25 protein-coding genes are annotated in these 24050 nt (G+C 69.2%); 6 read left to right on the top strand and 19 right to left on the bottom strand.

Translation table 11 applies throughout. From position 1 onward, the window contains the following. Positions 1–70 precede the first annotated feature (70 nt). The 11 genes from cckA to KCG34_RS22780 form a co-directional block, all read right to left on the bottom strand. Entirely contained in the window at positions 71–2143 is a 2073-nt protein-coding gene (cckA, locus tag KCG34_RS22830) for a cell cycle histidine kinase CckA (RefSeq protein WP_211937894.1), read from the bottom strand. 302 nt (positions 2144–2445) lie between these two features. Further along, the gene (flhB, locus tag KCG34_RS22825) at positions 2446–3546 is read right to left on the bottom strand and encodes a flagellar biosynthesis protein FlhB (RefSeq protein WP_211937893.1); all 1101 of its coding nucleotides are present in this window, start codon (positions 3544–3546) and stop codon (positions 2446–2448) included. Between the two features lie 9 nt (positions 3547–3555). After that, complete coding sequence (locus KCG34_RS22820) at positions 3556–3735, bottom strand: hypothetical protein (protein ID WP_211937892.1); 180 nt, start codon at positions 3733–3735, stop codon at positions 3556–3558. 8 nt (positions 3736–3743) lie between these two features. Continuing rightward, positions 3744–4499, bottom strand: a complete 756-nt coding sequence (gene fliR / locus KCG34_RS22815; protein WP_211937891.1) for a flagellar biosynthetic protein FliR — start codon at positions 4497–4499, stop codon at positions 3744–3746. Between the two features lie 3 nt (positions 4500–4502). Then, the gene (gene fliQ / locus KCG34_RS22810; RefSeq protein ID WP_211937890.1) at positions 4503–4766 is read right to left on the bottom strand and encodes a flagellar biosynthesis protein FliQ; all 264 of its coding nucleotides are present in this window, start codon (positions 4764–4766) and stop codon (positions 4503–4505) included. Between the two features lie 105 nt (positions 4767–4871). Next, a complete protein-coding gene (gene msrC / locus KCG34_RS22805; protein WP_211937889.1) occupies positions 4872–5372 on the bottom strand; it encodes a free L-methionine (R)-S-oxide reductase MsrC in 501 nt (166 codons plus the stop codon). 45 nt (positions 5373–5417) lie between these two features. After that, positions 5418–6971: an ABC transporter permease/substrate-binding protein gene (locus KCG34_RS22800; protein ID WP_211937888.1), complete on the bottom strand. Its 1554-nt coding sequence runs from the start codon at positions 6969–6971 to the stop codon at positions 5418–5420. Beyond that, on the bottom strand, positions 6968–7726 hold the full coding sequence (locus KCG34_RS22795) for an ATP-binding cassette domain-containing protein (RefSeq protein ID WP_249138124.1): 759 nt from the start codon (positions 7724–7726) through the stop codon (positions 6968–6970). Before KCG34_RS22795 ends, KCG34_RS22800 begins: the two co-directional genes overlap by 4 nt. 54 nt (positions 7727–7780) lie before the next feature. Next, the gene (gene fliE / locus KCG34_RS22790) at positions 7781–8104 is read right to left on the bottom strand and encodes a flagellar hook-basal body complex protein FliE (protein WP_211937886.1); all 324 of its coding nucleotides are present in this window, start codon (positions 8102–8104) and stop codon (positions 7781–7783) included. A gap of 13 nt (positions 8105–8117) precedes the next feature. After that, positions 8118–8540, bottom strand: a complete 423-nt coding sequence (flgC, locus tag KCG34_RS22785; RefSeq protein WP_211937885.1) for a flagellar basal body rod protein FlgC — start codon at positions 8538–8540, stop codon at positions 8118–8120. Between the two features lie 33 nt (positions 8541–8573). Beyond that, positions 8574–9017: a flagellar basal body rod protein FlgB gene (locus KCG34_RS22780; RefSeq protein WP_211937884.1), complete on the bottom strand. Its 444-nt coding sequence runs from the start codon at positions 9015–9017 to the stop codon at positions 8574–8576. Positions 9018–9199: 182 nt separating this feature from the next. Here KCG34_RS22780 and KCG34_RS22775 point away from each other — a divergent pair, with 182 nt between their 5' ends. Both KCG34_RS22775 and fliP read left to right on the top strand, forming a co-directional pair. Beyond that, positions 9200–9493, top strand: a complete 294-nt coding sequence (locus tag KCG34_RS22775; protein ID WP_211937883.1) for a flagellar biosynthetic protein FliO — start codon at positions 9200–9202, stop codon at positions 9491–9493. 4 nt (positions 9494–9497) lie between these two features. Then, positions 9498–10310, top strand: coding sequence for a flagellar type III secretion system pore protein FliP (fliP, locus tag KCG34_RS22770; protein WP_211937882.1), 813 nt, complete (start codon positions 9498–9500; stop codon positions 10308–10310). Here fliP and KCG34_RS22765 read toward each other — a convergent pair. The 7 genes from KCG34_RS22765 to KCG34_RS22735 form a co-directional block, all read right to left on the bottom strand. After that, positions 10307–11140 (bottom strand): hypothetical protein, encoded by an 834-nt coding sequence (locus tag KCG34_RS22765; protein WP_211937881.1) that lies wholly within the window; start codon positions 11138–11140, stop codon positions 10307–10309. The genes fliP and KCG34_RS22765 overlap by 4 nt on opposite strands. Before the next feature lie 251 nt (positions 11141–11391). Beyond that, a complete protein-coding gene (locus tag KCG34_RS22760) occupies positions 11392–12315 on the bottom strand; it encodes a tetratricopeptide repeat protein (RefSeq protein WP_211937880.1) in 924 nt (307 codons plus the stop codon). Positions 12316–12425: 110 nt separating this feature from the next. Further along, the gene (locus KCG34_RS22755) at positions 12426–15380 is read right to left on the bottom strand and encodes a tetratricopeptide repeat protein (RefSeq protein ID WP_211937879.1); all 2955 of its coding nucleotides are present in this window, start codon (positions 15378–15380) and stop codon (positions 12426–12428) included. 10 nt (positions 15381–15390) lie between these two features. Next, positions 15391–16251: a MotE family protein gene (locus tag KCG34_RS22750; protein WP_211937878.1), complete on the bottom strand. Its 861-nt coding sequence runs from the start codon at positions 16249–16251 to the stop codon at positions 15391–15393. Further along, positions 16248–17024 (bottom strand): DUF6468 domain-containing protein, encoded by a 777-nt coding sequence (locus KCG34_RS22745; RefSeq protein ID WP_211937877.1) that lies wholly within the window; start codon positions 17022–17024, stop codon positions 16248–16250. Before KCG34_RS22745 ends, KCG34_RS22750 begins: the two co-directional genes overlap by 4 nt. Continuing rightward, a complete protein-coding gene (gene fliM, locus KCG34_RS22740) occupies positions 17021–18085 on the bottom strand; it encodes a flagellar motor switch protein FliM (protein ID WP_211937876.1) in 1065 nt (354 codons plus the stop codon). The genes KCG34_RS22745 and fliM overlap by 4 nt, the downstream gene beginning before the upstream one ends. Before the next feature lie 27 nt (positions 18086–18112). Continuing rightward, positions 18113–18694, bottom strand: a complete 582-nt coding sequence (locus tag KCG34_RS22735; protein ID WP_211937875.1) for a flagellar basal body-associated FliL family protein — start codon at positions 18692–18694, stop codon at positions 18113–18115. Between the two features lie 241 nt (positions 18695–18935). Here KCG34_RS22735 and flgF point away from each other — a divergent pair, with 241 nt between their 5' ends. Genes flgF through flgH form a run of 4 tightly spaced genes read left to right on the top strand, consistent with a single transcriptional unit; the run spans position 18936 to position 22028 of the window. Further along, entirely contained in the window at positions 18936–19691 is a 756-nt protein-coding gene (flgF, locus tag KCG34_RS22730) for a flagellar basal-body rod protein FlgF (RefSeq protein WP_211937874.1), read from the top strand. An 11-nt stretch (positions 19692–19702) separates the two neighbouring features. Beyond that, a complete protein-coding gene (gene flgG / locus KCG34_RS22725; protein ID WP_211937873.1) occupies positions 19703–20491 on the top strand; it encodes a flagellar basal-body rod protein FlgG in 789 nt (262 codons plus the stop codon). A gap of 5 nt (positions 20492–20496) precedes the next feature. Then, complete coding sequence (flgA, locus tag KCG34_RS22720; protein WP_211937872.1) at positions 20497–21270, top strand: flagellar basal body P-ring formation chaperone FlgA; 774 nt, start codon at positions 20497–20499, stop codon at positions 21268–21270. 14 nt (positions 21271–21284) lie between these two features. Further along, positions 21285–22028: a flagellar basal body L-ring protein FlgH gene (gene flgH, locus KCG34_RS22715; RefSeq protein WP_211937871.1), complete on the top strand. Its 744-nt coding sequence runs from the start codon at positions 21285–21287 to the stop codon at positions 22026–22028. A gap of 91 nt (positions 22029–22119) precedes the next feature. Here the strand turns inward: flgH and dxs are convergent, their stop codons facing one another. Next, positions 22120–24033: a 1-deoxy-D-xylulose-5-phosphate synthase gene (gene dxs / locus KCG34_RS22710; RefSeq protein ID WP_211937870.1), complete on the bottom strand. Its 1914-nt coding sequence runs from the start codon at positions 24031–24033 to the stop codon at positions 22120–22122. Positions 24034–24050 lie beyond the last annotated feature (17 nt).

The following is a 24050-nucleotide window of genomic DNA, read 5'->3' as shown; positions in this document are numbered from 1 at the left end:
TGCGGGCAGTCGTCCGAAGCTGAAAATGCGTCTGATTATAGGGAGTTAAGGTCGCCGGCCGAGGGTCGGATCAGGCCGCCAGCTGCTGCTTCACCCGCTCGGCCAGGGTCTTGATGTCGATCGGCTTGGGCAGGAAGGTTACGCCTTTTTCATCTTCCAGCAGGTCCGAGAACTCGGCCTCGGCATAGCCGGAGATGAACATCACCGGCGCCGAGCCGAGGAAAACCCTGGCCTTCTTCAAGAGAGTCGGGCCGTCGATGCCGGGCATGATCACGTCCGAGATCAGAAGGTCGATCTGGCCGGCGTGCTCTTCGGCCAGCGCCAGGGCCTCCTCGCCGTCGCAGGCCTCGATCACCTCGTAGCCGCGGGCGCGCAGGAGGCGGGCGGCGACGCTGCGCACCGCATCCTCGTCCTCGACGAACAGGATCCGGCCGGCGCCGGAGAGGTCGCGCGCCGCCGGGCGCTGGGGCGCTGCAGGCGCCGGCGCCGCTTCGGGGGTCTCGACGGGGGTATGGACCGGCAGGAAGATGCGGAAGGTGGCCCCCTTGCCCGGCGGGCTCTCCACATGGATCCAGCCATCGGCCTGCTTGACCACGCCGTAGACCGTGGCCAGGCCCAGGCCCGTGCCCTCGCCCACCGCCTTGGTGGTGAAGAAGGGTACGAAGATGTTCTTCATCACGTCGGGCGGGATGCCGGGGCCGTTGTCGCTGACCTCGATCATGGCGATGTCGCCGCCGCCGGCGCGCTCGTCGGCATAGCCGAGCAGGCGGGCCTCAGCCTCGGTCAGGCGCGCGGTCCTGATATGGACCACGCCCCCGCCCTGGGCGCGCACGGCGTCGCGGGCGTTGACCGCCAGGTTCATCACCGCCGTCTCGAGCTCGCTCTTGTCGGCGCGCACCAGCGGCAGGTTGCGGCCGTACTCGGTCTCCAGCTTGACGTCCTCGCGCAGCACCCGGCGCAGCAGGACCTCGATTTCGCTGATCAGTTCGCCCAGTTCCAGGGTCTGGCGCTGCACGGTCTGCTTGCGGGCGTGGGTCAGCAGCTTGCGGACAAGATCGGCGGCGCGGATCGAGGTCTGGCGGATCTCCATCAGGCCTTCGTGGCTGGGGTCGCCCACGGAGTGGCGCTGCAGAAGCTCGTCCAGGCGCAGCTGGATCGCGGTCAGAAGATTGTTGAAGTCGTGGGCCACGCCGCCGGCCAGCTGGCCGATGGCGCGCATCTTCTCCGACTGCGACAGGGCCAGTTCGACCTGCTTCTGCTCGGAGACGTCGACCAAGTAGGCGATGAAGCCGTCGCCGTTGCGGGTCAGGTACAGGTGGGCGATGCGCTGGGCGTCATGGGCCAGACGCACCTCGACCGGCCCGGCGCGGCCCGAGGCGATCCGCGCCGCCGCCTCGCGGAGCGAGTTGGGCTCGATCAGGGCGGCGAGATTGGAACCCGTGGGATCGGCGCCGCCCGCAAGGGCGCGGATCGCCGGATTGACCTCGAGGATCGTGGCGCTCAATGGGTCCGAGCCGCCGAGCAGCGCAGCACCGAACGGAGCCGCGGCGGCGAAGGCGTCGAGACTGGTGGCGGCGGCCGGCGTAAGGACCGCTTCGGTCGGGTGATGCTCTGGCGCAGCGGCCGGCGCGGCCTTGTCCGCGAAGGACGTCAGACGGACGAGGTAGCGGCGCTCGCCGAAGCGGGTGACCTGGGCCTCGCGCTCTCCGTCGCCAAGGCGCAGGGCGGTCGCGCCCATCCGGCCTTTGCCGGCTTCGCTGATGGCGGTGAACAGGCCGCCGCTGCGCGAGGAGCGCGGCAGGCGCGCGCCCAGGCCCACCACGTCGTCCCAGGCGGCGTTGGCCTCGATGATCCGGCCGTCGGACGAGGCCACGGCGGAAGGCTCCGGCAGGGCGGCCAGCAGCGCGCCCAGCCCCAGGGCTTCAGCCTCGCGGCTCCCCGTGCCGCGCATGGCCAGCATGGCGAATATGGCGACCCCGGCCACCCCGACCAGCAGCAGCAGGCCACCGGCGGTGGCGGGTCCGGCGCGCAGGGCCGGATAGATGGCGAACAGGGCGGCCAGGGCGAAGAACAGCACCGCCGCTCCGGCGATCAGGTCGAAGCGACGCGGCTTGCGGCCGTCCAGGTCCAGCGGATGCGCCATGACGGCCGGGTCCTGTCGCTGGGGCAGGGACAAAGGTCCCCAAGAATCACGCATAGGATAAACCGATCCAGGCCCCACCGGGCGCAACATTGTGGGTCAACGGATGGTCGATCGTGCTTTCCGGAAGGTTAAATCGGCTCGGGCGCCAGGTGAAGGCGGCCTGGTGCAGGTGCGGAGATCGCCCGGAATGCCAAAATTCGATTGAATTAATTGACAAAATCGAATGGCGCCAATTGATGGGCGTCCGTCAGGTCAGGCTATCGGCCACCGCCCAACAAGCTTGGCTAGGCGTCATTTTCGAATCACCGCGCCCCGGCCAGCCGGCGCTGGGCCGGACGTCGGCGGGCGCCCTGCAGCACGAAGCCGATCACCTTGGCCACCGCTTCGTAGTGTTCGTGCGGGATGGTCTCGTCGACCTCCACCGTCGCATAGAGGGCGCGGGCCAGGGGCGGGTCCTCGATCACAGGGACGTTGTGCGCCTCGGCCACTTCCCGGATCTTCAGGGCCAGGCTGTCCAGGCCCTTGGCCACGCATTCCGGCGCTGGGGTCTCGCCCTGCACGTAGCGCAGCGCCACGGCGTAGTGGGTCGGGTTCATCACCACCACGGTCGCCTTGGGCACGTTCTGCATCATCCGCCGCCTGGCCCGCTCGTAGCGGATCTGGCGGATCTTGGCCTTGATCTTGGGGTCGCCTTCGGACTGCTTGTAGTCTTCCTTCTGCTCTTCCTTGGTCATGCGCATGCGCTGCAGGAAGCGTTGTCTCTGCCATATCCAGTCGATCAGGGCTCCGCCGCCGAGCAGCATCAGCACGGCCAGGAACAGGGCCCGGATCATCACCATGGTCTCGGGCAGCATGCTCAGCGGATCCAGAGCCTGCATCTGCTGGAAGTCGGCCACATGCGGCCTGATCGCCATCCAGGCGACGACGCCTGTCAGGGCGATCTTCAGCGCCGACTTGCCGAAGTTGACCAGCCCGTCCAGGCCGAACATGCGCTGCAGGCCCTTCATCGGCGACAGACGGCTGAAGTCGGGGGCCAGCTTGTTGGGGCTGAGCAGGAAGCCGGTCTGCAGCACATTGCCGGCCACCCCGGCTATGGCCGCCGCGCCCAGGACGGCGATGACGATCGGAGCGGCGGCGGTCAGCGCCTGCTGCATCACCTGCACCGCCCCGCCGTTCTCCAGGTCGTAGCTCTCGGGCCGCTCGATGAACGGCCGCATCTGGTCGGCCAGATTGCGTGAGAAGCCGGCGCCCATGAACAGCACCACCGAGGTGGCTGCGGCCAGCGAGGCCCAGGCCGGCAGGTCCGGCGATTTGGCGACATCGCCCTGCTTGCGGGCCTCGTCCAGTTTCCGCTGGGAGGCTTCTTCTGTTTTGGAGCCGCCGTCGGCGTTCTCTTCGGCCACGCCCGGCTCCTATGAAGCCAAATCGACGAAAACAAACCCAACACCGCTCATCCCGGCGAATGCCGGGACCCAGATCGTATGGCGCAGCTGTTGGGTCGTGATCTCAGCTCGAATGCGGCGCGCAATGAGCTTGATGATCTGGGTCCCGGCATTCGCCGGGATGAGCGGATAGAGGGATAGCCCGCGCACGATCCCTCCTACACGAACTGACGCACGAAGGCGTCGTAGTGCTGCAGCCAGATCAGGCCGAGGCCGCCGAGGCTAAGGGCGAAGATCGAAAGCCCCAGGAGCAGGCTCAGCGGCGTGGCCACGAAGAAGATCTGGAACTGCGGCATGGCCCGGCCCACGAGGCCGACGGCGACGTTGAACACCAGCGAGAACACCACCACCGGCGCGGCCAGCTGCAGGCCGAGGGCGAAGCTCTTGCCCACCGTCTCGGCCGCCATCACCCCGGCGTCGTTCAGCATCAGGGGCTTGGTCGGAGCGAACACCACATAGCTATGGGCGATCGCGGCGATGAACATCTGGTGCAGCGGGGTGTCGAAGATCAGGGTCACGCCGAGCACGGAGAGGAAGGTGCCGATGGTAGTGCTGGGCGTCGCCTCCATCGGATTGGCGGTCTGGGCGAAGGACAGGGTGGTCTGGATCGAGACCAGCTCGCCCGCCGTGGTCAAGGAGGCGATGAACAGGCGCAGGAGCCCGCCCAGGATCAGGCCGATCAGGGTCTCCTTGATCACCACGCCGAACATGGCGCCGACCGTGTCGGGCATGACCGGCAGGCTGGGCCCGACGATCGGGCCGATGCAGAAGGCCAGCAGCAGAGCCAGGGACAGGCGCACGCGCGGGGGCACATAGCCCTCGCCGATGCCGGGGATCAGCATGCATAGGGCCCCGACGCGGAACAGGATCAGCGCCGCGACCCAGACCTGGCGGCCGGTGGCGTAGCTCTCCATCGGCTACATGCCGGCGATGCGGGCGGCGATATTGCGCATGAACCCGCTCATCAGGGCGCCCATCAGGGGCAGGAAGATCAGGAGCGCTAGGAAGATGGCCAGGATCTTCGGCGCATAGACCAGGGTCGCTTCCTGAATCTGGGTCAGGGCCTGGAAGATGCCGACCGTGACCCCGACCACCAGGCCGACCAGGAGAATCGGGGTCGAGAGCTGCAGGGTGAGCCAGATCGCGTCGCGCCCGACATCAAGGACTTCAGCGCCGGACATGCGAAATGGAACCCCTTCGAGGCGTGATCGAGACGTCCGATGCTCGCCCGATTATGGTTAACGGCGCGCTAAGGATTGGGGCTGCGACATCGTGGACCGGGAGGGTCAGCTCGCTGCGAAGCTCTCCGCCAGGATGCGGCCCAGCCCCTCGGCGTCCACCTCGTCGAAGCTCGCCACGGATGTCGAGTCCACGTCCAGCACCGCGATCAGCGCACCGGCTTGATCGAACACCGGCAGCACGATCTCGCTCTTCGAGCGGCTGTCGCAGGCGATGTGGCCGGGAAAGGCGTCGACGTCCGGCACGATCTGCACTTGGCGCGTGGCCGCCGCCGCGCCGCAGACGCCCCGCCCGAAGGCGATCCTGAGGCAGCCCAGCGTGCCCTGGTAGGGGCCGACCACCAGCTCGTCCGCCTTCTCCGGATCGACCACGTAGAAGCCGGTCCAGAAGAACTGGTCGAAGGCGCTGGCCAGCATGGAGGCGATGGTCGCCATGCGGGCCGTGCGGTTGGGCTCGCCCTCCAGCACCGAGGCGATCTCGGCGGCCAATTCGGCGTAGCGGGCGGCCTTGTCCGTAGGCAGGCCGTCAGGGGCGAAGGTTTCAGCCATGGGCCATCACATAGGGGACGGAGGACCAGTCGCCAAGCCGAGCCCTCAGTGACCGATGTGTGCCGCCAGCGCCCTGGCGGCCTCGGCCGGGGTCCGCTTGTCCTGTTCGCGGTCGACGCTGAGATTGGCCGCGCGCATGGCCTCGACAGGGATGGCGCCGACCAGCGGCTTCAGGGCGGCGGTGAAGCGCGCGTCGCGGGCCCGCTGTGGCGAGACCAGGATCACAGCGTCATAGGGCGGGATCGCCTGCCGGGGATCGGTGAGCACCACGAGATCGTCGGCGGCGATGCGGCCATCGCTGGAAAAGGCCGAGATCACATCGACGTCGCCGCCGGATATCGCGCGGTACATGAAGGTCGGCTGGTACCGGCGCTCGGTCTTGAACTTCAGGCCATAGGCGCGCTGCAGGGCGGTCCATTCGGGGCGGGACAGGAACTCCAGGTCCGAGCCCAGCACCAGGTCCGGCGCATGGGCGGAGAGGTCGGCCAGGGTGCGTATGCCCAGCGCCTGGGCGCGGTCGCGGCGCATGGCCAGGGCGTAGGCGTTCTCGAAGCCGAGCGCGCCCAGGGTCGTGACCTCGTCACGTCGCTTCAGGGCCTGGCCAAGCTGATCCAGCAGGACGGCGCGCGGCGGATTGTCAGTGCGGCCCAGCACATTGGCCCAGAGGGTGCCGGAATAGTCGACATAGGCGTCGACCCCGCCGCTCGCGACGGCGCGATAGGCGACGGCCGAGCCCAGGTCGTTCTTCTGGCTGACGCGGTAGCCTGCGCGGGCGAGGCGGTCGGCGATCAGGTCGGCCAGGATGTACTGCTCGGAGAAGTTCTTGGCCCCGATCACCACCGGCGTGGCGGTGTCTCCCGCCAGGGCCATGGGCGCAAGGGCCGCCGCGACGCCGAGGACCAGGCCCCCGGCCCCGGCGGCGATGCGACCGCGGCTGCGCGCGGCGACGCCCGACTCGATCAGGCCGAGCAGCTGGTCGACAACCAGGGCCAGGACGGCGGCGGAGGCGCAGCCGAACAGCACCAGGGCCCAGTCCTCGGTCTGCAGGCCGGAGAAGATGTAGTCGCCCAGCGAAGTCTGGCCGACGGGCGTGGCCAGGGTCGCCGCGCCGATGGTCCACACCGCCGCCGTGCGCACGCCAGCCATGATAACCGGCGCGGCCAGGGGCAGCTCGACCTGGAACAGCTTCTGGCGCTCGGTCATGCCGACGCCCCGCGCCGCCTCGATCACCGCCGGCTCGATTCCCGCGAGCCCCGCCACCGTGTTCCTGAGGATCGGCAGCATGGCGTAGAGGGTCAGGGCCAGGAGCGCGGGCAAAAAGCCGAGCGCCGAGAAACCCTGCCCGAACGCGGCCTTGGCCAGGGCGGAAAGACCCAGCAGCAGAGGATAGAACAGGGCCAGGAGCGCGAGGCTGGGAATGGTCTGCACCAGTCCCGCCAGGGTCAGGGCCGCCCATCGCAGGCGCGGCCGGCGGCTCGCAGCCACGGCAAGGGGCAGGCTCAACAAGAGGCCCAGCAAGAGGGACGCCGCGCTGAGCAGCACGTGCTGGCCCAGGCAGTTGGGCAAAATCTGGAAGGCGGCCGCCAGTTTCGGGCTCATGCCGCGCCGTCCAGCCGGCGGCGGACCTCCTCGGCCTGGCGCCGCGGGGTCTCGAACAGCGCGCGCACCGCCGCGTCGGGGCTTCGGGTCAGCGCCCCGGCCGCGCCCTCGGCCAGCAGGCGCCCCTCGGCCATCACGGCGATACGGTCGGCCAGCAGCACCGCCTCGGTCATGTCGTGGGTGACCATCACCGTGGTCAAACCGAGCTGCTCGTGCAGCCGGCGATACTCCGCCCCCAGGGCCGAGCGCGTCACCGGGTCGAGGGCGCCAAAGGGCTCGTCCATCAGCATCACCCGGGGCCGCGCCGCCAGGGCGCGGGCGACGCCTACCCGCTGGCGCTGGCCGCCCGAGAGCGCGTTCGGCATCCGCTCGGCATGGCCTTCGGGCAGGCCGACCAACGCCAGCAGTTCCAGCGCCCGCGCCCGGCGCTCGGCGAACGGACGGCGCATCAGTTTCGGCGTGATGGCGATGTTCTCGCCCACGGTCATGTGCGGAAAGAGGCCGACTTCCTGGAACACGTAGCCGATCCCGCGCCTGAGGTGGTGCGGTTCCGCCTCGTCCAGCGGCGCCCCATCCAGCAGCACCCGACCGGCGTCGGGCCGCACCAGGCCGTTGATCATCTTCAGGGTGGTGGTCTTGCCGGAACCCGAGCCGCCGACCAGGGCCAGGAAGGCGCCCGGCGCCACGGACAGGTCGAGGTCTCGCACCGCCGGTCCCCCGCCGTACGCCTTGGACACGCCGGCGAGTTCGATCATCGATGCGGCCATAGCCTGAGACTAGCGAGTCTCAGCGATTGCGCCACCGCTCCGTCAGAGCGGCATGGCCATGATTTCCTTGTAGGCCGAGATCACCTGGTCGCGCACGGCCATCACGGTCTGCAGGCTGGCCTGGGCGGACTGGATGGCGGTGGCCACGTCGATCAGGTCGGCCTTGCCCTTGGCCTGGGCGATCATCTGCGCCTCGGCGTTGTGGCCGGACTGCATGGCGTCCTGCATCGCCGTCTTCAGGATCTCGCCGAAGCCGTGCGCATCGGCGCCCTTGGCGGCGTTGGCCGGGGTCGCGGACGAGGCGATGTTGGCCGCCTGGGCCTGGATCTGGGCGTAAGCCTTGGCGGCGGCGAAGGGAGCGACCACGGATCAGGCGTCCTTACTTGTTCAGCAGATCCAGGGTGCGGGTCTGCATCTCGTTGGCGGTCTCGATCACGCTGAGGTTGGCCGAATAGGCGCGCTGGGCGGCGCCCATGTCCATGGTCTCGACCAGCGGATCGACATTGGGCAACTTCACATAGCCCTTGGCGTCCGCGGACGGATGGCCGGGGCGGTATTCGGTCTTAAACGGGGTCTGGTCCCTGACCACCCGGCTCATGGTCACGCCCTGTCCGCCACCCGGCAGAACGGTCGGCGAAAACACCGCCACCTGACGCTGATAAGGATTGCCGCCGGCCGACTGCGAGACGGAATCGGCGTTGGCCATGTTCTCGGCGATGACCCGCATGCGCGCCTGCTGCGCGCGCAGCGCCGAGGCGGCGACGCTCATGGTCGCGATGGCGTTGGAGGGGCTGTCGGCCATGCCTCATGGTCCTTTCCTCTTTGGCCCTTGGACCTATTGGCCCTTTCCAGGCGCGCGGATCGCGGTCTGGAGCATGTTGAGGGATTTCTCGTAGAAGCCGATCCCGGCGTCGTAGTTCTGGCGCGCTTCGGACATCTTGATCATCTGCTCTTCGAGCACGACCTGGTTGCCGTCCATCTTGGTCTCGGAGTCTGGAGCGGCCTTGGTCTGCCAGGACTTGGAAGCCGAGCCTGCGGGCGGCTCCATGTGCATCGGGTTGGTCAGGGCCGGCGTCACCGACATCGACACCGGGGTCATGGCCAGCGGCGCGGCGCCCTTGGCCCCCAGGGGCGTGGTGAAGTCGTTGAGGTCCTGCGGCGTGAAGCCGGGCGTGTCGGCGTTGGCGACATTCTGGGCGATGAGGCGCTGCTTTTCGCTGAGATAGCCCAGGTGGCTCTTCAGCATCGAAAACAGCGGGATGTCGTCCAGCGCGGCCATGCCCTCAACGTGAGGGATCCGGGTTAATTGCGGATTAACCACGTTTTTCGCCCCCTGCGGCGCCCTGTCGCGGCGCCCAGGCGGCCCCGGAATTTATGGTTAATCGGCCATTAACGACCTGGAGGCACAAGAAGGCTGCAGGGTCTGCGCGCCCTGATTTGGGACCGCCAGAAGGCCGCGCCATGTTCATCGCCGACATCGCCCGCATGATCCTGGGCCTGGCCGTCACGCTGGGCCTGATCGGGCTCTGCGTGGTCGCCCTGCGCCGCTATGGCCCGGAGACGATCAAGCGGCTGCAGGGACTGCAGGCAGGCCGCGAGCGGCGCCTGAGCGTGGTCGAGACCCTGGTGCTGGACCCCGCCCGCCGCCTGGTGCTGGTGCGCTTCGACGCCGAGGAGCGGCTGCTGCTGCTGGGCGAGGGGCAGGTGGTGGCCCAAGGCGCCGCGCGCCCGATCCCGAAGCCCGAGGAGGCCTGACGCCATGCGCCCGATCACCGCCGCGCTGAAGCGCCTGTTCCGCCGCGAACTCGAGCCCTCGGACCTGCGCCGGGCGTTGGGCATGGCCGCCCTGACCACCGCCGGCAGCCTGATCTTTCCCGCCATCGCCGTGGCCCAGCAGGTCAATATCAACCTCGGCACAGGCGGCGGCCTGACCGAACGGGTGATCCAGCTGGCGGCGCTGCTGACCGTGCTGTCGCTGGCGCCCTCGATCGTGATCATGACCACCTCGTTCGTGCGCATGGTGGTGGTGCTGAGCCTGCTGCGCACCGCCATGGGCCTGCAGCAGAGCCCGCCCAATGCGGTCTTGATCAGCCTGGCCATGTTCCTGACCGCCATCGTCATGGCCCCGACCTTCCAGGCCAGCTACGACGCGGGCATCAAGCCCCTGATGGACAAGAAGATGGAGCTGCCCCAGGCCTTCAACGCCTCGGCGGCGCCGGTGAAGGCCTTCATGCTGAACCAGGTCAACCGCGACGACCTGGCCCTGTTCGTGCGCCTGGCCCGGGTTCCCAAGCCCCAGCACCTGATGGACCTGCCGGTCCACGTGGTCACCCCCGCCTTCATGATCTCGGAGCTGAAGCGGGCGTTCGAGATCGGCTTTCTGCTGTTCGTGCCGTTCCTTGTGATCGATCTCGTCGTGGCCAGCGTGCTGATGAGCATGGGCATGATGATGCTGCCGCCGGTGGTGGTGTCCCTGCCCTTCAAGCTGATCTTCTTCGTGCTCGTCGACGGCTGGCGCCTGGTCGCCGGCAGCCTGGTGGAGAGCTTCCACCACGGGCTGGGGGTGAACTAGCGCCTCAGCCGCGCCGGGGCGAACAGCGAGCCGGCCTCTTCCGCCGTGACCAGTTTCATCCGCGGCCCCAGCCGCACCAGCCAGGCCGCCAGGGCTTGGCTCGCTCCGCCATCGCCGTGCCGGACCCGCTCCAGCGCCGCAGCGAGGTCGGCGTCGGCGCTTTTCAAGAAGGCCCGCGCGGGGCCGGCCTCGGGCTGATCATAGCGCTCGTAGATCAGGCCCAGGCGGCTGCGGGCCGCCTCCAGCATAAGGGCCGCCGTGATCGCATCCTTGTGTTCCAGCGCCGCCATCGCCGCCCTGACCGCGCGCGCCGCATCGGCGGCGTAGTCGCCGGCAAGCAGCGCTCTGCGCTCGTCGGCCGGGCAGGCGCCAGGGTCCAGGGCGCGGACATAGGCGGCCAGGCCCTGCAGCACCGCAGGCGGCGGCTCGGCGCCGTTGAACTCCTCGGTGACCTGGCCGTGGATGAAATGCTGCAGACTGGCGGGGTCCTGGGGGATACGCAGGCGCACCTTGGGTCCGCCGAGGTCGGGGATGGGGATCGGGTTGTCGATCCCGTCGTCGCGGTGCGAAGAGAAAAGGGCCGTGGTCACGTCGGCCGTCCCCGGCGCGCCGGAAAGGCCGGGGAACGCGAAGTCGGGATTGCGCCGGCCGCCCTGGTGGCAGGAGTCGCAGGCGATCCCCGCCCTCGCCGCCTGCCCGCCCAAGAGCAGCGGCGTTCGAAACGCGGCCCGCCCGACCTCGACCAGATAGGCCTCGTCGCCGGTCGTGGGCCGCAGGCACTCGGCCTCGACCGTCCCCAGCACGCGGGCCGGATCAGCGTCCGCCGACATCCACCGCGCCGCACGCAGGCTGGTCCAGGCCGGCGCATCGGCGGCGGCTAGGAGGATCAGGCTTGCGAGGCCGATGAAACGGCAAGCCCCCTCCACCGCCCTGCGGGCGGTCCCCCTCCCCCAATGGGGGAGGAATTGAAGGCCCTGCCGTCGCGACCATTCCTCCCCCATTGGGGGAGGGGGACCATGCGAAGCATGGTGGAGGGGGCTCGCCGCTGCTGGCGGCCTCTCCAAGTTCACACCAACCGTCGTTAGGGCTGAACGCCGTGGTCGATCCACCGACGCAGGTCCTCCGCCTCGGCGCAGCCGAAGCTGCAGATGGTGTCCAACGTGGCCAGCATGTGGCGGGCGCCGGCGAGGTCGCCGCGCTCGACCATCAGCTCGCCATAGTACTCCGTCGCGCCGCGATGATTGGGCGCCACCGACAGGGCCTGGCGATAGTAGGTCTCGGCGAGGTCGTAGCGGCCCATCTTGCGGTTGGCGTAGCCGATATAGGTCAAGACGTCCGGATGCGGTCCGAACACCGCCTGCGCGCCTTTCAGCGCCGACAGGGCCTGATCATAGCGGCCGAGATTGATAAGCCTCACCGCGTCCACATAGGAGCGGTCGCCGGCGCCCGGATCAGTCAGGAGCAGGCTGGCCGGCGACTTGGTCGCCTCGGCCGAGGGGGTCAGGGCGGCGCTGACCGCGTCGATCGCCGCCTTCAGGTCGGCCGCGTCGGCGCAGCTGCCGGCGCAGGCGTCGGACCGGGCCTTCAGGGTCGCCAGTTCGGTATTGGCCTTGTCGGCCTGGCCGGTTTTGGCCAGGGTCACGGCCAGCTCTCGCCGGGCCAGGATCTGCTGAGGATCAACCTTCAGCGCCCGCTCGTAGAAGCGCTGCGCCCCCTTCAGGTCGCCCTTGCCGCTTTTGGCCAGGCCCATCATCGACAGGGCGTCGGCGTTCTTCGGCGCCACGTCCAGCACGTGGTCGAAGTCGCGCTCGGCGGCCTTGTAGTCGCCGCCCTTCAGCGCGGCGATGCCGTTCTGGTACTCGACCACCGGGTCGTATTGGGGGGCCTCCATGCTGGGCATGCCGCCCATGCCGCCGCCCCCGCCGCCGCTGGCCCAGACGGGCGACGAAAGGCTCAAGGCGATAGCGGCGAACGAGGCCAAGCCGAGCAGATTACGGGCGATCATGTGCGCCTCCCAGGTCCCGGACGGCGCAACCTCGCATAGGCTTCGACCGCCGGCAACGCGCCGTCGACGGTGAATGCCTGCGTCAAGCTTTGCGGTTCAAACGCTGGACATCACCCCCGGGGCGGGGTCGCGGCGGAGGCCTGGTTGCTGGAGTCGCGGAAGCGCTGCTTCATCGACTGCACCCAGCTGGCGAAGCTGTCGTTTTCGGCGGCGGCCTTGGTGAAGTCGCTGCCGGTCAGCTGGGCGCCATTCAGGCCCGACAGGGCCACGCGCAAGGCGTCCGGCGCATGCGAGCCGTTGACGTAGCCCTGATAGCGGGTGCGGAGGCGGGTGAGGCCGGCCTCGTCGCCCGCGAGGCTCAAGGCCACGCCGGCGCGCAGCAGGGCCGCCTCCTCATCCGGATTCAGCGGCGCCGGGTTCTTCCAGCGATCGCCCAGGCGGCGCTCGAACAGGGCGCTGGCGCCGGCCCAGTCGTGCTTCTTCCAATCGACCTCGGCGCGGATGGAGTCGGCGTCGGGCGCCTTGTCGTTCTCCAGGATCTCCAGGGCGTGGTCGTATTGCCCGAGCCCCAGCCAGGCGCGCGCCTCGATCAGCCGCCGCTGCGCGGTGAGCGCGGTCGGCAAGAGGGTGGATCGCGAGCTGTTCAACGCCTCGATCGCCGCCTCGGGCTGACGGTTCATCAACTGGATGGTGGCCAGGTCGGTGGCCACCTCGGCCCGGGGCACCCCGTCCAGGCGATGTTCGGCCTGGTATTTCAGGAGGTCGGCGGCCTGGCTCAAGAGGTCCACATCCACCAGGCGGCGAGCCAGGCGGCGCACCATCTGGTCGCCATCGGCGCCGACCGGGGTCAACTCCTTGAAGTCGTAGAACAGGGCCAGGGCCTGGATCGGCTGCAGGCCGTCGGCCTGGCCGTCGAGGAACAGGGTGCGGAAGGCGTTCCTCAGGTCGTCCTGCAACTGCACCGCCTGGGGCAGGTCGGGCAGGCGCTGGCCGGCGGAGCGCAGGGCCTCGAGCGCCTCGCGATAGCGGCCGAGGCTGATGTAGATCTGGCCGAGCTCGCGGATGGTGTCGAGTTCGGTGGCGTCGCCGCGCCAGCGATAGCGCAGACCGTCCAGGGAATTGGCGGCCTGGATCGGCGTGATCTGGCCGGTGTCGAAGCGGATCTGGGTGGCGTGCAGCTGCGCCGGCGCCGCCAGATAGTCCATGCGCGCGGCCGAAATGGCCTGATAGACCCGAAGCGCCCTCGCCTTCTGCCCCTGGGCCTCGAACAGGCGGGCCTGGACAAGGCGTGTGGCCAGCTCCTCGTCCGGGTCGAGCCCAGTGCTCCTGAGGGCGTCGTCCACCGCGACTTCCGCGACCGGAAGCTGGCCCAGGGCCAGGGCGGCCTCGGCGTCGGCCCGGGCGAAGCGGGCGCGCCAGAGGGGATCGAACTGGAACAGGGCCGCCGCCCCGGAGGCGAAGGCGGCGCGGGCGTCGGCGTTCTCGCCCAGCTTCTGAGCCACGTAGCCGCGCCAGAGGCTGGAGGCCGGATCGTCGGCGATCGACGGGGTGGAAAGGTCGGCCTGCGCCTCCTTGTAGCGCCCGGCCATGGCCTTGGCCGCGCCGCGCAGGGCGCGGAACTCGGGATCACCCAGCAGGCTCTGGTTGGCCTTGCCGGTCATGTCCAGCACGCCGATGGCCTCGAAGGCCAGCTGGGAGCCGATCAGGAAGCGGGCCAGGGCCATGCGGGCCTTGGTCTCCGGCGCCTGGCCGCCCTGGCCGCTGGCGACCTCGTTGGCGGCGGCCCGCTGCAGGGCGTCGTAGCGGCCGACGAAGCCGTCAGAGCCCAGCTTGGACCACTCGTTGTATTCCACCAGGCCCGGCAGGGAGGCAGGCTGCGGCGCGGCGAGCTGCTCGGCGGTCTGGCCGCCCTGCCCGCTTCGGGCCAGCACCGCTTGGGGAGAGAGCGACAGGCCGTTCGGCCGGCCGATGTCGACGATGTCGCCGTCGGTGGCGATGGCGATGTCCTCTCGGGACGGCTCGACGGCCAGCCCCTGGGCGGAGTCCAGCAGGGCCAGGTCGACGAACTCTCGCCGCCCCGGCACGCCCTTGGCGGGGGAGAGCGCGGTGACGACGCCGATCTTGTCGCCGACCACCGGATCGTCGACCCACACCGCCTTGGTCGAGCCGGCCATGGTCACGGTCAGGCCGGCGGCCGGCGAGGCCTGGTTGCGGCCGATCTTGACCTGCTCGGCGCCCTGGGTCGGGCCGGAGGCCAGCACCACCGTCCAGGTCCCGCCCTCGGCGATGGCGGCGGCGTTGATGTCCGGCGGCGCGTCGATGCGCACCGCGGAATAGTCGGCGCCCTGCACGGCCCGCATTTCGCCGACCTGGCGGAAGCCATGCGGCGCTCCGGAGAGGTCGAGCCGCGCGGCGCTGTCGAACACCACCCAGATCGCGCCGCCCCGGCGGAACACAGCCGCGCCCAGGGGCGATTTCCAGGGGAAGCGTAGCAGGACGTGGCCGTTGGCCATCTCGGCGGTCATCTTGACCACCCCGCCGGCGGGCACAGCGTCGGGATGCGGCGGCGGGACCATCGGCTTGGGCGGACCGGCCGGCTGGGCGGCGGCCTGAGCCGTCTGCGGCGCGGCCGGAACCGGCTGGGTCTCGGCCGACTTTGCGGAGAAGATGTTGACGAAGGTCGCCCCGTCCGCCTCGCCCACCTTGGCGTCGGCGCCTTCCTCAAGGGTCAGAGTGATCTGCAGGGCCCCGCCGACCTTGGCGTCCTGGCCTGCCTTGAGCCAGCGCGGCGGATCGACCCGGAGACGGGTCATGTCGGGCTTGGCGTAGCGGGAGAAGCGGAGGGTGAGGGTCTGGCCGTCACGACGGCTGGTGACGCGCGCGCCGCCGGCCCAGCGGAACTCGATGCGCGAAATGTCCTTGGCCTGGGCCACGCGGATATCCAGCGGTCCCTGCTGCTGCAGGGCCTCCGGCGAGGCGGCCGGCTTGGCCACGCCCACGGGCGCGCAGAGGCTGGCGATGCAGATCGCCGCCACGCCTGCGCGAAGGTGGGCCTTGAACATCATGGGTCAGGCGTCAGCCGCTCTTGGGCGCGGCTGCGGCGGCCGGCGCGGCGGCGGGGTCGGGCTTGGCCGCGGCAGTCTGCTTGGGCTTGCCCTTGGCCCCCTTGCGCGCAGGCTTGGCGGCCGGCGCCGGGTCGGCGGCGGCCTGGGCGGTCGGCGGCGGCGCGGCCGGCGTCTGCGGCGGGTTCAGCGCGGTCTGGGCGTCGGTGATGCTCTTGGCGTTGTTGACCCGCTTGGCCAGCTTTTCCGTCAAGGACTTGGCGTCCTCGGCCGGCATCTGGGCCAGGATGGCGGACAGGGCCCGCTCCTTCATCTTCGCCGCCATCGGCAGGCGCACGCTGTCGTCCATCAGGGTGAAGCGCTGGGCGGCGTCCTTGGGCTTCATCGCCTCATAGACGCGCACCAGGCGGTCGGTCTCGGCCTGGGCCTGGGTGTCGGCCTGGCCCAGCAGGCCCTGGATGTCGGCCTTCAGCTGATTCATCTGCTGGATGCGCGCGTCCAGCTTGGCCTGGGCGGCGGCGATCAGCTGCACCTGGGTGTCGAGGTCGTTGGCGCGCTGGTCCAGCTCGCCGCGGCGGTTGCCCAGCGATTGCAGCACCTGCAGCTCGGCCGGCGACAGCCCCGCCTCCTTGGCCAGTTCGGCCGCGGTCGGGGCGCAGGCCGGCGGCGGCTTGGCCGCCTGGGCCGCCACCTGGGTCGGCTTGGACGACAGGATCGAGGGCATGGTCGATTGCGCCGGCTTGGACTGGCCCATGTCCTCGGCGAAGGCCTTGGCCCCGGAAATCAGTTCGGGCGCCCCCGTGACCGCCTTGACCGCGAGGACGCCGCCGATCGCCACCGCGACGATGGGGAGAAGCCTGGGTACGCGGCTCATGAACGGCCTCCATCAAAGGCGCGAAGACGGCCGGCGCGGACGGGCGGGTCGAACAGGTCGTCGTCGATCGTCGCGCGCGAGCGCGGAGTGGTGCGGGGCTCAGGCCGGGCGGCGGCGCGAAGCTCCTCGCGCGGATCGAAGCGCATTTCTTGGCGCATCTCCGCGCGCGGCTCGGGCTTCGCGGCCGGGCGGCGGAACAGGGTGTCGAAGCGGCGGTCGAGGCGGGCTTCGGTGCTCTCCAGCTCCTCGCCTCGGGCGCGGGTCACCGCGGCGGATTCCCGCACGCGCGGCGGCGGCTCACGGGTCAGGGCTTCACGCTCGGAGAGGCGCAGGACCAGGGCCTCGGCCGCAGCTTCCGCCTCGGCGTCGGTGGTTTCGCGCAGGCCGGGGATCTCGCGCGCAGCGCCCTGGGACGCCGAGGCGCGCGGACGGTCGAAGATGGAGCGGACCGGGGCGGCGGGACGGGCGGCCTGGGCCTTGTCGGCGGCCGCCTCGGCGCGGGCGGTCAGCACCTCCAGCTGCTTGGCCAGCTCGCGCCCCCGGTCGATGCGGCCCATCAGGAGCTCGATGGCCTCGTCGGTGCTGCTCCGCAGCTCGTTCAGCCCGCTCTCGGCGCGCAGGGCGGCGCGGTCGAGGTCGCCTACCGCCCTGGCGAAGCTCTCATGACTGTCCTTCAGCGCCTTCAGCTGGCGCGACAGCCGATAGCCGTACATCAGGGTCACGACCAGAAGGCCCGCGAGCAGCAGGTTCAGCGACAGCGAGATCGGGCTCATGACAGCCTCTGGATGGCGTTCTTGGCCGAGGGCGACAGGGGCGCCTCGATGCGAACGGCGATGTTGTGGTTGCGCCGACCCATGCGGCCGCGGGTCAGGGTGACTTCGCCGGCGCGCAGCTCGATCAGGCTTTCGGGCGTGGCGTTGAGGATCAGGGTCTCGCCGACCTTGAGGTTCAGCACCTTCTGCAGGTTGACCTGCTGCTCGTCGAGCACGGCGTGGACGTCGAGCTGGGTGGTCCAGAGCTCGGTGGCCAGGTGGCCTTCCCAGATGTTGTCGCGGCCGAACTTCTCGCCCATGAACTGCTGCAGCAGCATCTTGCGGATCGGCTCTAGGGTCGCATAGGGCAAGAGCAGCTCGATGCGGCCGCCGCGGTCTTCCATGTCGATGCGCAGCTTGACCAGGATCGCCGCATTGGCGGGACGCGCGATGGCGGCGAAGCGCGGATTGGTCTCCAGCCTGTCGAGGTTGAAGGTCACCGGCGTCAGGGGCTCGAAGGCCTGCTTGGCGTCGTGCAGCACCACCTCGACCATCCGCTGCACCAGCACCCGCTCGATGGTGGTGTAGGGGCGGCCTTCGATGCGCATGGCCGCGGTGCCGCGGCGCCCGCCCAGAAGCACGTCGACGATCGAATAGATCAGGTTGGAGTCGACCGTCAGCAGGCCGTAGTTGTCCAGCTCCTCGGCCCGGAACACCGACAGGATCGCCGGCAGCGGGATCGAGTTCAGATAGTCGCCGAAACGGATCGAGGAGATGTTGTCGAGGCTGACCTCGACATTGTCCGAGGTGAAGTTGCGCAAGCTGGTGGTCATCAACCGCACCAGGCGGTCGAAGACGATCTCCAGCATCGGCAGGCGCTCGTAGGAGACCAGGGCCGAGTTGATGATCGCCCGGATGCCGGTGCGGTCGTTGGTCTCGTCGTCGGCCAGGTCGAAGCCCAGCAGGCTGTCGATCTCGTCCTGGTTGAGGATGCGTTCGGCCGCGCCCATGCCCATGCCGCTCTCCCATTCGGAGGCGGGCGTGGTGTTGGGTTCGAACTCTTCGTTGTCGGAATCGGCCATGGCGTCGGATGCAAAAAGGCTGAGGGCCTAGTTGATCAGCATCTCCTCGATCAGCACCGTGTTGACCTGAGCGGGCGCGACCACTAGCCGCACGCGGCGCAGAAGCTCCATGCGCAGCTGGAAGGTGCCTTGCGAACCGTTCAGGTCCTCAGGGCGCAGTTCTCGCAGGAAAGTCTGAAACATGTCCTGCAGCCGGGGCATGTTCTCGTCGAGCACGTCGGCGGTGGCCTTGTCCGGCAGCTCCATGGTCAGCTTGAGCTTGAGGAAGGTCGGCTTGCCGTCGGCCGTCTGCATGTTCACGACGATGTCGGGCGGGGTGTAGAAGACGACGCCATCGGGACCGTCGGCGATCTGGGCGCCGTTCTTGTCGTCCTTCTTCTTGTCGTCCTTCTTCTTGTCTTCCTTCTTGGGCGCCTTGTCCTGGTGCGCCCCGGCCGGCTTGTGGCCCAGGAGCAGAAACGCGGTCGTGCCGCCGCCCAGCAGGATGACAGCCGCAGCGGCGCCGCCGATGATGAACATCAGCGGGATCTTCTTCTTCGGCGCGCCTTCCGCGCCATCGAGGTCTTCGTCCTCGTCGGGATCGGGCTTGTTAGCCGTGTCCTTGGCCATCGGGTCCACGCCGGATGCGAGCCCGCGCGGGCCCGGGGGAATCTGTTCTTCCCGACCATGCCCGTGAGTTGGTTAAGGATTGCTTTTTAACCTTCTTGCAAGGCGGCAAGTTTTGCCGGGCCAAGATCGGCGCCCGGCGCCGAATTAACCATTCGGTTTGTTGATTTTGTTCAACTTTCAGACTGGCCCGCGCCTTGCAGCAGGCCCTGGGCAATCGTTAAGGCTCGCCCCGGGGGTCCCCATGGACAACACGATGTATGTCAGCTTGTCGCGGCAGATGGTGCTGCAGCGCGAGCTCGACATCGTGGCCAACAATGTCGCCAACGCCGACACCAACGGCTTCAAGGTCGAATCGCTCACCAGCGAAGATGACCCGGTGACCCCGCCCAAGGCGATCGGTCAGCAGGCGACCATCCAATACACCCTGGACGGCGCGGTGGCGCGGGACTTCACGCAAGGCTCGCTGACCCAGACCGGCGGATCGCTGGACGTGGCCATCACCGGCAAGGGCTTCTTCCAGGTGCAGACCGCCAGCGGGGTGGAGTACACCCGCGACGGCCGCTTCACCCTGGACGCCCAGGGCCAGCTGACCACCCAGTCCGGCAACCCGGTGCTGGACCCCAACGGCGCGCCGATCAGCATCAACAGCGCCAACGGGCCCGTGACCATCGGTCGCGACGGCACCATCACCCAAAAGGCCCCCGGTCAGGCCCAGAGCCAGGTCACGGGCAAGATCGGCGTCGTAAACTTCGACAGCCTGTCCCAGCTCTCCAAGGCCGGCGACGGGCTCTACGCCAACACCACCAACCAGACCCCGCAGCCGGCGACCAGCGCGACGGTGCAGCAGGGCATGCTGGAAGCCTCGAACGTGCAGCCGATCGTGCAGATCACCGACCTGATCCGCATCCAGCGCGCCTACGAGGCCGTCAGCCAGATGATCAGCAATACGTCCGACCTGTCCAAGTCCGCCATCCAGCGGCTTGGCGCGGTTCAATAGGAGATTAGGCCATGATGGCTTTGCGCACTGCGGCGACGGGCATGGCGGCCCAGCAGCTGAACGTGGAGGTGATCTCCAACAACATCGCCAACATGAACACCGTCGGCTACAAGAAGCAGCGGGCCGAGTTCGCCGACCTGTTGTATCTCGATGTCGAGCGGCCCGGCTCGCAGTCCTCGGACACCGGCACCATCGTGCCGACCGGCGTCCAGATCGGCGCCGGCGTCAAGGCCGGCTCGGTCTATCGCATCGACACCCAGGGCTCGCCGACCGCGACCGGCAACAACCTCGATGTGGCCATCGACGGCCAGGGCTATTTCCAGATCCTCTTGCCCTCGGGCGAAACCGCCTACAGCCGCGCCGGCAATTTCTCGATGAACGCCCAGGGCCAGCTGGTCACCCAGGACGGCTACCAGGTGATCCCGCAGATCGCCATCCCGCAGGGCTCGACCAACATCACCATCTCGCAGTCAGGCCAGGTGCAGGTGACGGCGGCGGGGGCCAAGGCCCCGACCGTGGTCGGCACCATCCAGCTGGCCACCTTCCTGAACCCGGCGGGCCTTGAGGCCAACGGCAACAACCTGTTCACCGAGACCAGCGCCTCGGGCGCGCCGACCGTGGGCGTGCCCGGCGTCCAGGGGGTCGGCACCCTGATGCAGGGCTACACCGAAAGCTCCAACGTCGACCCGGTGACCGAGATCAGCGCCCTGATCGTGGCCCAGCGCGCCTACGAGATGAACTCCAAGGTCATCACCAGCGCCGACCAGATGCTGTCGACCACCTCGCAAATGAAGACCTGACCTAGATGAGCCAGCGCATCCTCTCCTTCCTGGCCGGCGCCGCCATCGCCCTTGCGGCGGCGAGCGCGGCCCTGGCCGGCGAGCCGGTCAGCCTGAGACCCGATGTGGCCAGCGGCCGCACGGTGACCCTGGGCGACCTGTTCGAGGGCGCCGGCGCGGCCGGCGAGGTTATGGTCGGCTATGGCGCCCCTGCCGGCCAGTCGGCGGTGCTCGACGCCGGCGAGGTGCAGGCCATCGCCCGCCAGCACGGGCTGGATTGGGCCAACCCGCAGGGCCTGCGCCGCATCGTGGTGCGCAGCGACATGGCCGGCGATCCGTCCCGCGGCGCGCCCGCCGGAAAGATGATCGACGCCCTGACCTGGGCCCGCAACATCGCCGCCGGCGAGATCATCCAGCCGACCGACCTGACCTACGCCAAGGTCCCGTCCTTCTCCGCCCCCGGCGACATGCCGCGCGACGCCGACGCCCTGATCGGCAAGGCCGCGCGGCGGCCCCTGCGCGCCGGCTCGGCCGCCGCCATGCACGACGCCGCCGCCGCCGAGGTGATCAAGCGCGACGATGTGGTGCAGGTGAGCTACCAGGCCGACGGCATCAGCCTGATCCTCACCGGCAAGGCCATGGCCGCCGCCCATGCGGGCGAGCCCGTGGCCGTGATGAACACCGTCTCCAAGAAGGTGCTGCAGGCCATCGCCATCGGCCCCGACCAGGCCGTGGTCGGCCCCGCCGCCGAGCAGTACCGCGCCGCCTTCCCCTCCTCCCAGCAATTCGCAGCCCGCTGAAAGGTCAGCCCGCCATGCGCCGCCTCGTGATCGTCGCCCTGCTCGCCGCCGTCGCCCCGCTGGGCGCCTGCACCTCGGTGAAGACCGCCCTGAACGGTCCCAAGATGTCGCCGATGAACTATCCCTCGGCCCTGGTCCCCGCCGACCAGCAGGTGCTGTCCCTGGCTTCGGCGCGCGATCCGGCGCCCCAGCCCGCCTCGGCCAACTCGCTGTGGCGCACCGGCGCGCGCCAGTTCTTCCATGACCAGCGCGCCGCCCGCGTCGGCGACATCATCACCGTGCTGGTGAACATCAACGACAGCGCCAACATCTCCAACGCCACCGCCGCGACCAAGACCAGCACCAACAAGGCCGGGATCACCAATTTCCTCGGCCTGGAATCCACCCTCGGCAAGGTGCTGCCCAAGGCCTTCGACCCGGGCAACGCCATCAACACCAACACCAGCCTGGCGGCCAACGGCACTGGCACGATCACGCGCCAGGACCAGATCACCCTGACCATCGCAGCGGTGGTGACCCAGGTGCTGCCCAACGGCAACATGATCATCCAGGGCCGCCAGCAGGTGAAGACCAACAACGACATGCGCGAGCTGACCGTGTCGGGGATCATGCGGCCGGAGGACATCTCCTCGTCCAACACCATCCTGCACACCCAGCTGGCCGAGGCGCGGATCAGCTACGGCGGCCAGGGCGACCTGGCGGCAGTGCAGAAGACCTCGGGCGGCACGGCCCTGCTGCAGAAGTTCTCGCCGTTCTAAACGAAAAGGCCCCTCCTCCAGCCTGGAGGAAGGGCCTCAATTCGACGATGCCCGCCGCCTGGGCAAATTCTGCCTGGGCGGCTCTCGGCAGTTAAGCCCTCAATCCGGCCTTGGCCGTATCGACGCCCAGGGCCCTCAGGGCCGCGCGGGCGATGCCGTCGGCGTCGAGGCCAGCCTGGATGTACATCAGGTCCGGCTTGTCCTGGTCCTGGAAGATGTCCGGCAGGGTCAGGGTGCGGATCTTCAGTCCGCTGTCCAGCGCGCCGCGATCGGCCAGCATGTGCAGCACGAAGGCGCCGAAGCCGCCCACCGAGCCTTCCTCGACCGTGATCAGCGCCTCGTGCTCGCGGGCCAGGCGCAGGATCAGGTCCTCGTCCAGCGGCTTGGCGAAGCGGGCGTCGGCCACCGTGGTCGAAATGCCGCGGGCGGCCAGCAGGTCTGCGGCGCGCAGGGATTCCTGCAGGCGGGTGCCGAAGGAGAGGATGGCGACCGTATTGCCTTCGCGGACCACGCGGCCCTTGCCGATCTGCAGGATCTCGGCCTTGTCGGGGATGCCGACGCCGGTGCCTTCGCCACGCGGATAGCGCACCGCGCTGGGGCGATCGTCGATATCGGCGGCGGTGGCCACCATGTGGGTCAGCTCGGCCTCGTCGGCCGCGCCCATGATCACGAAGCCCGGCAGGGCGCCCAGATAGCCGACGTCGAAGCTGCCGGCGTGGGTCGGACCGTCGGCGCCCACCAGGCCCGCGCGGTCGATGGCGAAGCGCACCGGCAGGTGCTGGATCGCCACGTCATGCACCACCTGGTCGTAGCCGCGCTGCAGGAAGGTGGAATAGATGGCCGCGAACGGCTTCATGCCGTCGGCCGCCAGGCCCGCGGCGAAGGTCACCGCGTGCTGCTCGGCGATGCCCACGTCGAAGGCGCGGTCGGGGAAGCGGTCGGCGAACATGTCGACGCTGGTGCCGGAGGGCATGGCCGCGGTGATGGCGACGATGCGCTTGTCCTTCTCGCCCTGGCGGACCAGCTCGGCGCCGAACACCTTCTGGTAGCTGGGGGCGTTGGCAGGGACCTTCGACTGCTGGCCGGTGACCACGTCGAACTTGACCACGCCGTGGTACTTGTCGGCGGCGTTCTCGGCCGGGGCGTAGCCATGGCCCTTCTGGGTGACCACATGGACGAGGACCGGCTTGTCGGTCATCTCGTGCACGTTCTTCAGCACCGGAACCAGGTGCTCGAGATTGTGCCCGTCGATCGGGCCGACATAGTAGAAGCCCAGTTCCTCGAAGAAGGTGCCGCCGGTGACCATGCCGCGGCCGTACTCCTCGGCCTTGCGGGCGGCTTCCTTCAGCGGCTTGGGCAGGGCGCCGGCCACCTGGCGGCCGATCTTGCGCAGCGAGCGGTAGGCGCTGCCGGAAACCTGGCGGGCCAGATAGGCGCTCATGCCGCCGACCGGGGGCGCGATCGACATGTCGTTGTCGTTGAGGACCACGATCAGGTCCTTGGTCGCATGGGCGGCGTTGTTCATGGCCTCATAGGCCATGCCGGCGCTCATCGAGCCGTCGCCGATCACGGCGATGACCTTGTTCTTCTCCCCGCGCTGGTCGCGGGCGACAGCGAAGCCCAGAGCCGCCGAAATCGAGGTGGCCGCGTGGGCGGCGCCGAAGGGATCGTATTCGCTCTCGGCCCGCTTGGTGAAGCCCGACAGGCCCCCGCCCTGACGCAGGGTGCGGATGCGGTCGCGGCGGCCGGTGAGGATCTTGTGCGGATAGGCCTGGTGGCCGACGTCCCAGATCAGGATGTCCTTGGGCGTGTCGAACACGTGGTGCAGGGCCACGGTCAGTTCCACGACGCCCAGGCCGGCGCCCAGGTGGCCGCCCGTGACCGACACGGCCTGGATCGTCTCGGCCCGGACTTCATCAGCCAACTGACGCAGCTCGGTCAGGCCAAGCTTCTTCATGTCCGCAGGCGAATTGACGGTGTCGAGCAGGGGGGTCGTTGGAGCCATCGCGCTTCGGGCGCAAC

Origin of the sequence: Phenylobacterium montanum, assembly GCF_018135625.1 — a bacterium.
GTDB classification, from domain to species: Bacteria; Pseudomonadota; Alphaproteobacteria; order Caulobacterales; family Caulobacteraceae; genus Poindextera; species Poindextera montana.
This window is presented reverse-complemented; position numbering and strand designations above follow the sequence as displayed.

What these genes read in the sequence shown, in the direction of transcription:
- fliM (WP_211937876.1), bottom strand. Translation starts at nt 18,085, where the DNA reads ATGGCCGATTCCGACAACGAAGAGTTCGAACCCAACACCACGCCCGCC.
- dxs (WP_211937870.1), bottom strand. Translation starts at nt 24,033, where the DNA reads ATGGCTCCAACGACCCCCCTGCTCGACACCGTCAATTCGCCTGCGGAC.
- KCG34_RS22750 (WP_211937878.1), bottom strand. Translation starts at nt 16,251, where the DNA reads ATGAGCCGCGTACCCAGGCTTCTCCCCATCGTCGCGGTGGCGATCGGC.
- KCG34_RS22745 (WP_211937877.1), bottom strand. Translation starts at nt 17,024, where the DNA reads ATGAGCCCGATCTCGCTGTCGCTGAACCTGCTGCTCGCGGGCCTTCTG.
- flgF (WP_211937874.1), top strand. Translation starts at nt 18,936, where the DNA reads ATGGACAACACGATGTATGTCAGCTTGTCGCGGCAGATGGTGCTGCAG.
- flgH (WP_211937871.1), top strand. Translation starts at nt 21,285, where the DNA reads ATGCGCCGCCTCGTGATCGTCGCCCTGCTCGCCGCCGTCGCCCCGCTG.
- msrC (WP_211937889.1), bottom strand. Translation starts at nt 5,372, where the DNA reads ATGGCTGAAACCTTCGCCCCTGACGGCCTGCCTACGGACAAGGCCGCC.
- KCG34_RS22775 (WP_211937883.1), top strand. Translation starts at nt 9,200, where the DNA reads ATGTTCATCGCCGACATCGCCCGCATGATCCTGGGCCTGGCCGTCACG.
- KCG34_RS22755 (WP_211937879.1), bottom strand. Translation starts at nt 15,380, where the DNA reads ATGATGTTCAAGGCCCACCTTCGCGCAGGCGTGGCGGCGATCTGCATC.
- fliR (WP_211937891.1), bottom strand. Translation starts at nt 4,499, where the DNA reads ATGGAGAGCTACGCCACCGGCCGCCAGGTCTGGGTCGCGGCGCTGATC.
- fliQ (WP_211937890.1), bottom strand. Translation starts at nt 4,766, where the DNA reads ATGTCCGGCGCTGAAGTCCTTGATGTCGGGCGCGACGCGATCTGGCTC.
- KCG34_RS22735 (WP_211937875.1), bottom strand. Translation starts at nt 18,694, where the DNA reads ATGGCCAAGGACACGGCTAACAAGCCCGATCCCGACGAGGACGAAGAC.
- KCG34_RS22760 (WP_211937880.1), bottom strand. Translation starts at nt 12,315, where the DNA reads ATGATCGCCCGTAATCTGCTCGGCTTGGCCTCGTTCGCCGCTATCGCC.
- fliP (WP_211937882.1), top strand. Translation starts at nt 9,498, where the DNA reads ATGCGCCCGATCACCGCCGCGCTGAAGCGCCTGTTCCGCCGCGAACTC.
- flgA (WP_211937872.1), top strand. Translation starts at nt 20,497, where the DNA reads ATGAGCCAGCGCATCCTCTCCTTCCTGGCCGGCGCCGCCATCGCCCTT.
- KCG34_RS22780 (WP_211937884.1), bottom strand. Translation starts at nt 9,017, where the DNA reads ATGGCCGCGCTGGACGACATCCCGCTGTTTTCGATGCTGAAGAGCCAC.
- KCG34_RS22765 (WP_211937881.1), bottom strand. Translation starts at nt 11,140, where the DNA reads ATGTCGGCGGACGCTGATCCGGCCCGCGTGCTGGGGACGGTCGAGGCC.
- cckA (WP_211937894.1), bottom strand. Translation starts at nt 2,143, where the DNA reads ATGGCGCATCCGCTGGACCTGGACGGCCGCAAGCCGCGTCGCTTCGAC.
- flgG (WP_211937873.1), top strand. Translation starts at nt 19,703, where the DNA reads ATGATGGCTTTGCGCACTGCGGCGACGGGCATGGCGGCCCAGCAGCTG.
- flgC (WP_211937885.1), bottom strand. Translation starts at nt 8,540, where the DNA reads ATGGCCGACAGCCCCTCCAACGCCATCGCGACCATGAGCGTCGCCGCC.
- KCG34_RS22800 (WP_211937888.1), bottom strand. Translation starts at nt 6,971, where the DNA reads ATGAGCCCGAAACTGGCGGCCGCCTTCCAGATTTTGCCCAACTGCCTG.
- KCG34_RS22795 (WP_249138124.1), bottom strand. Translation starts at nt 7,726, where the DNA reads ATGATCGAACTCGCCGGCGTGTCCAAGGCGTACGGCGGGGGACCGGCG.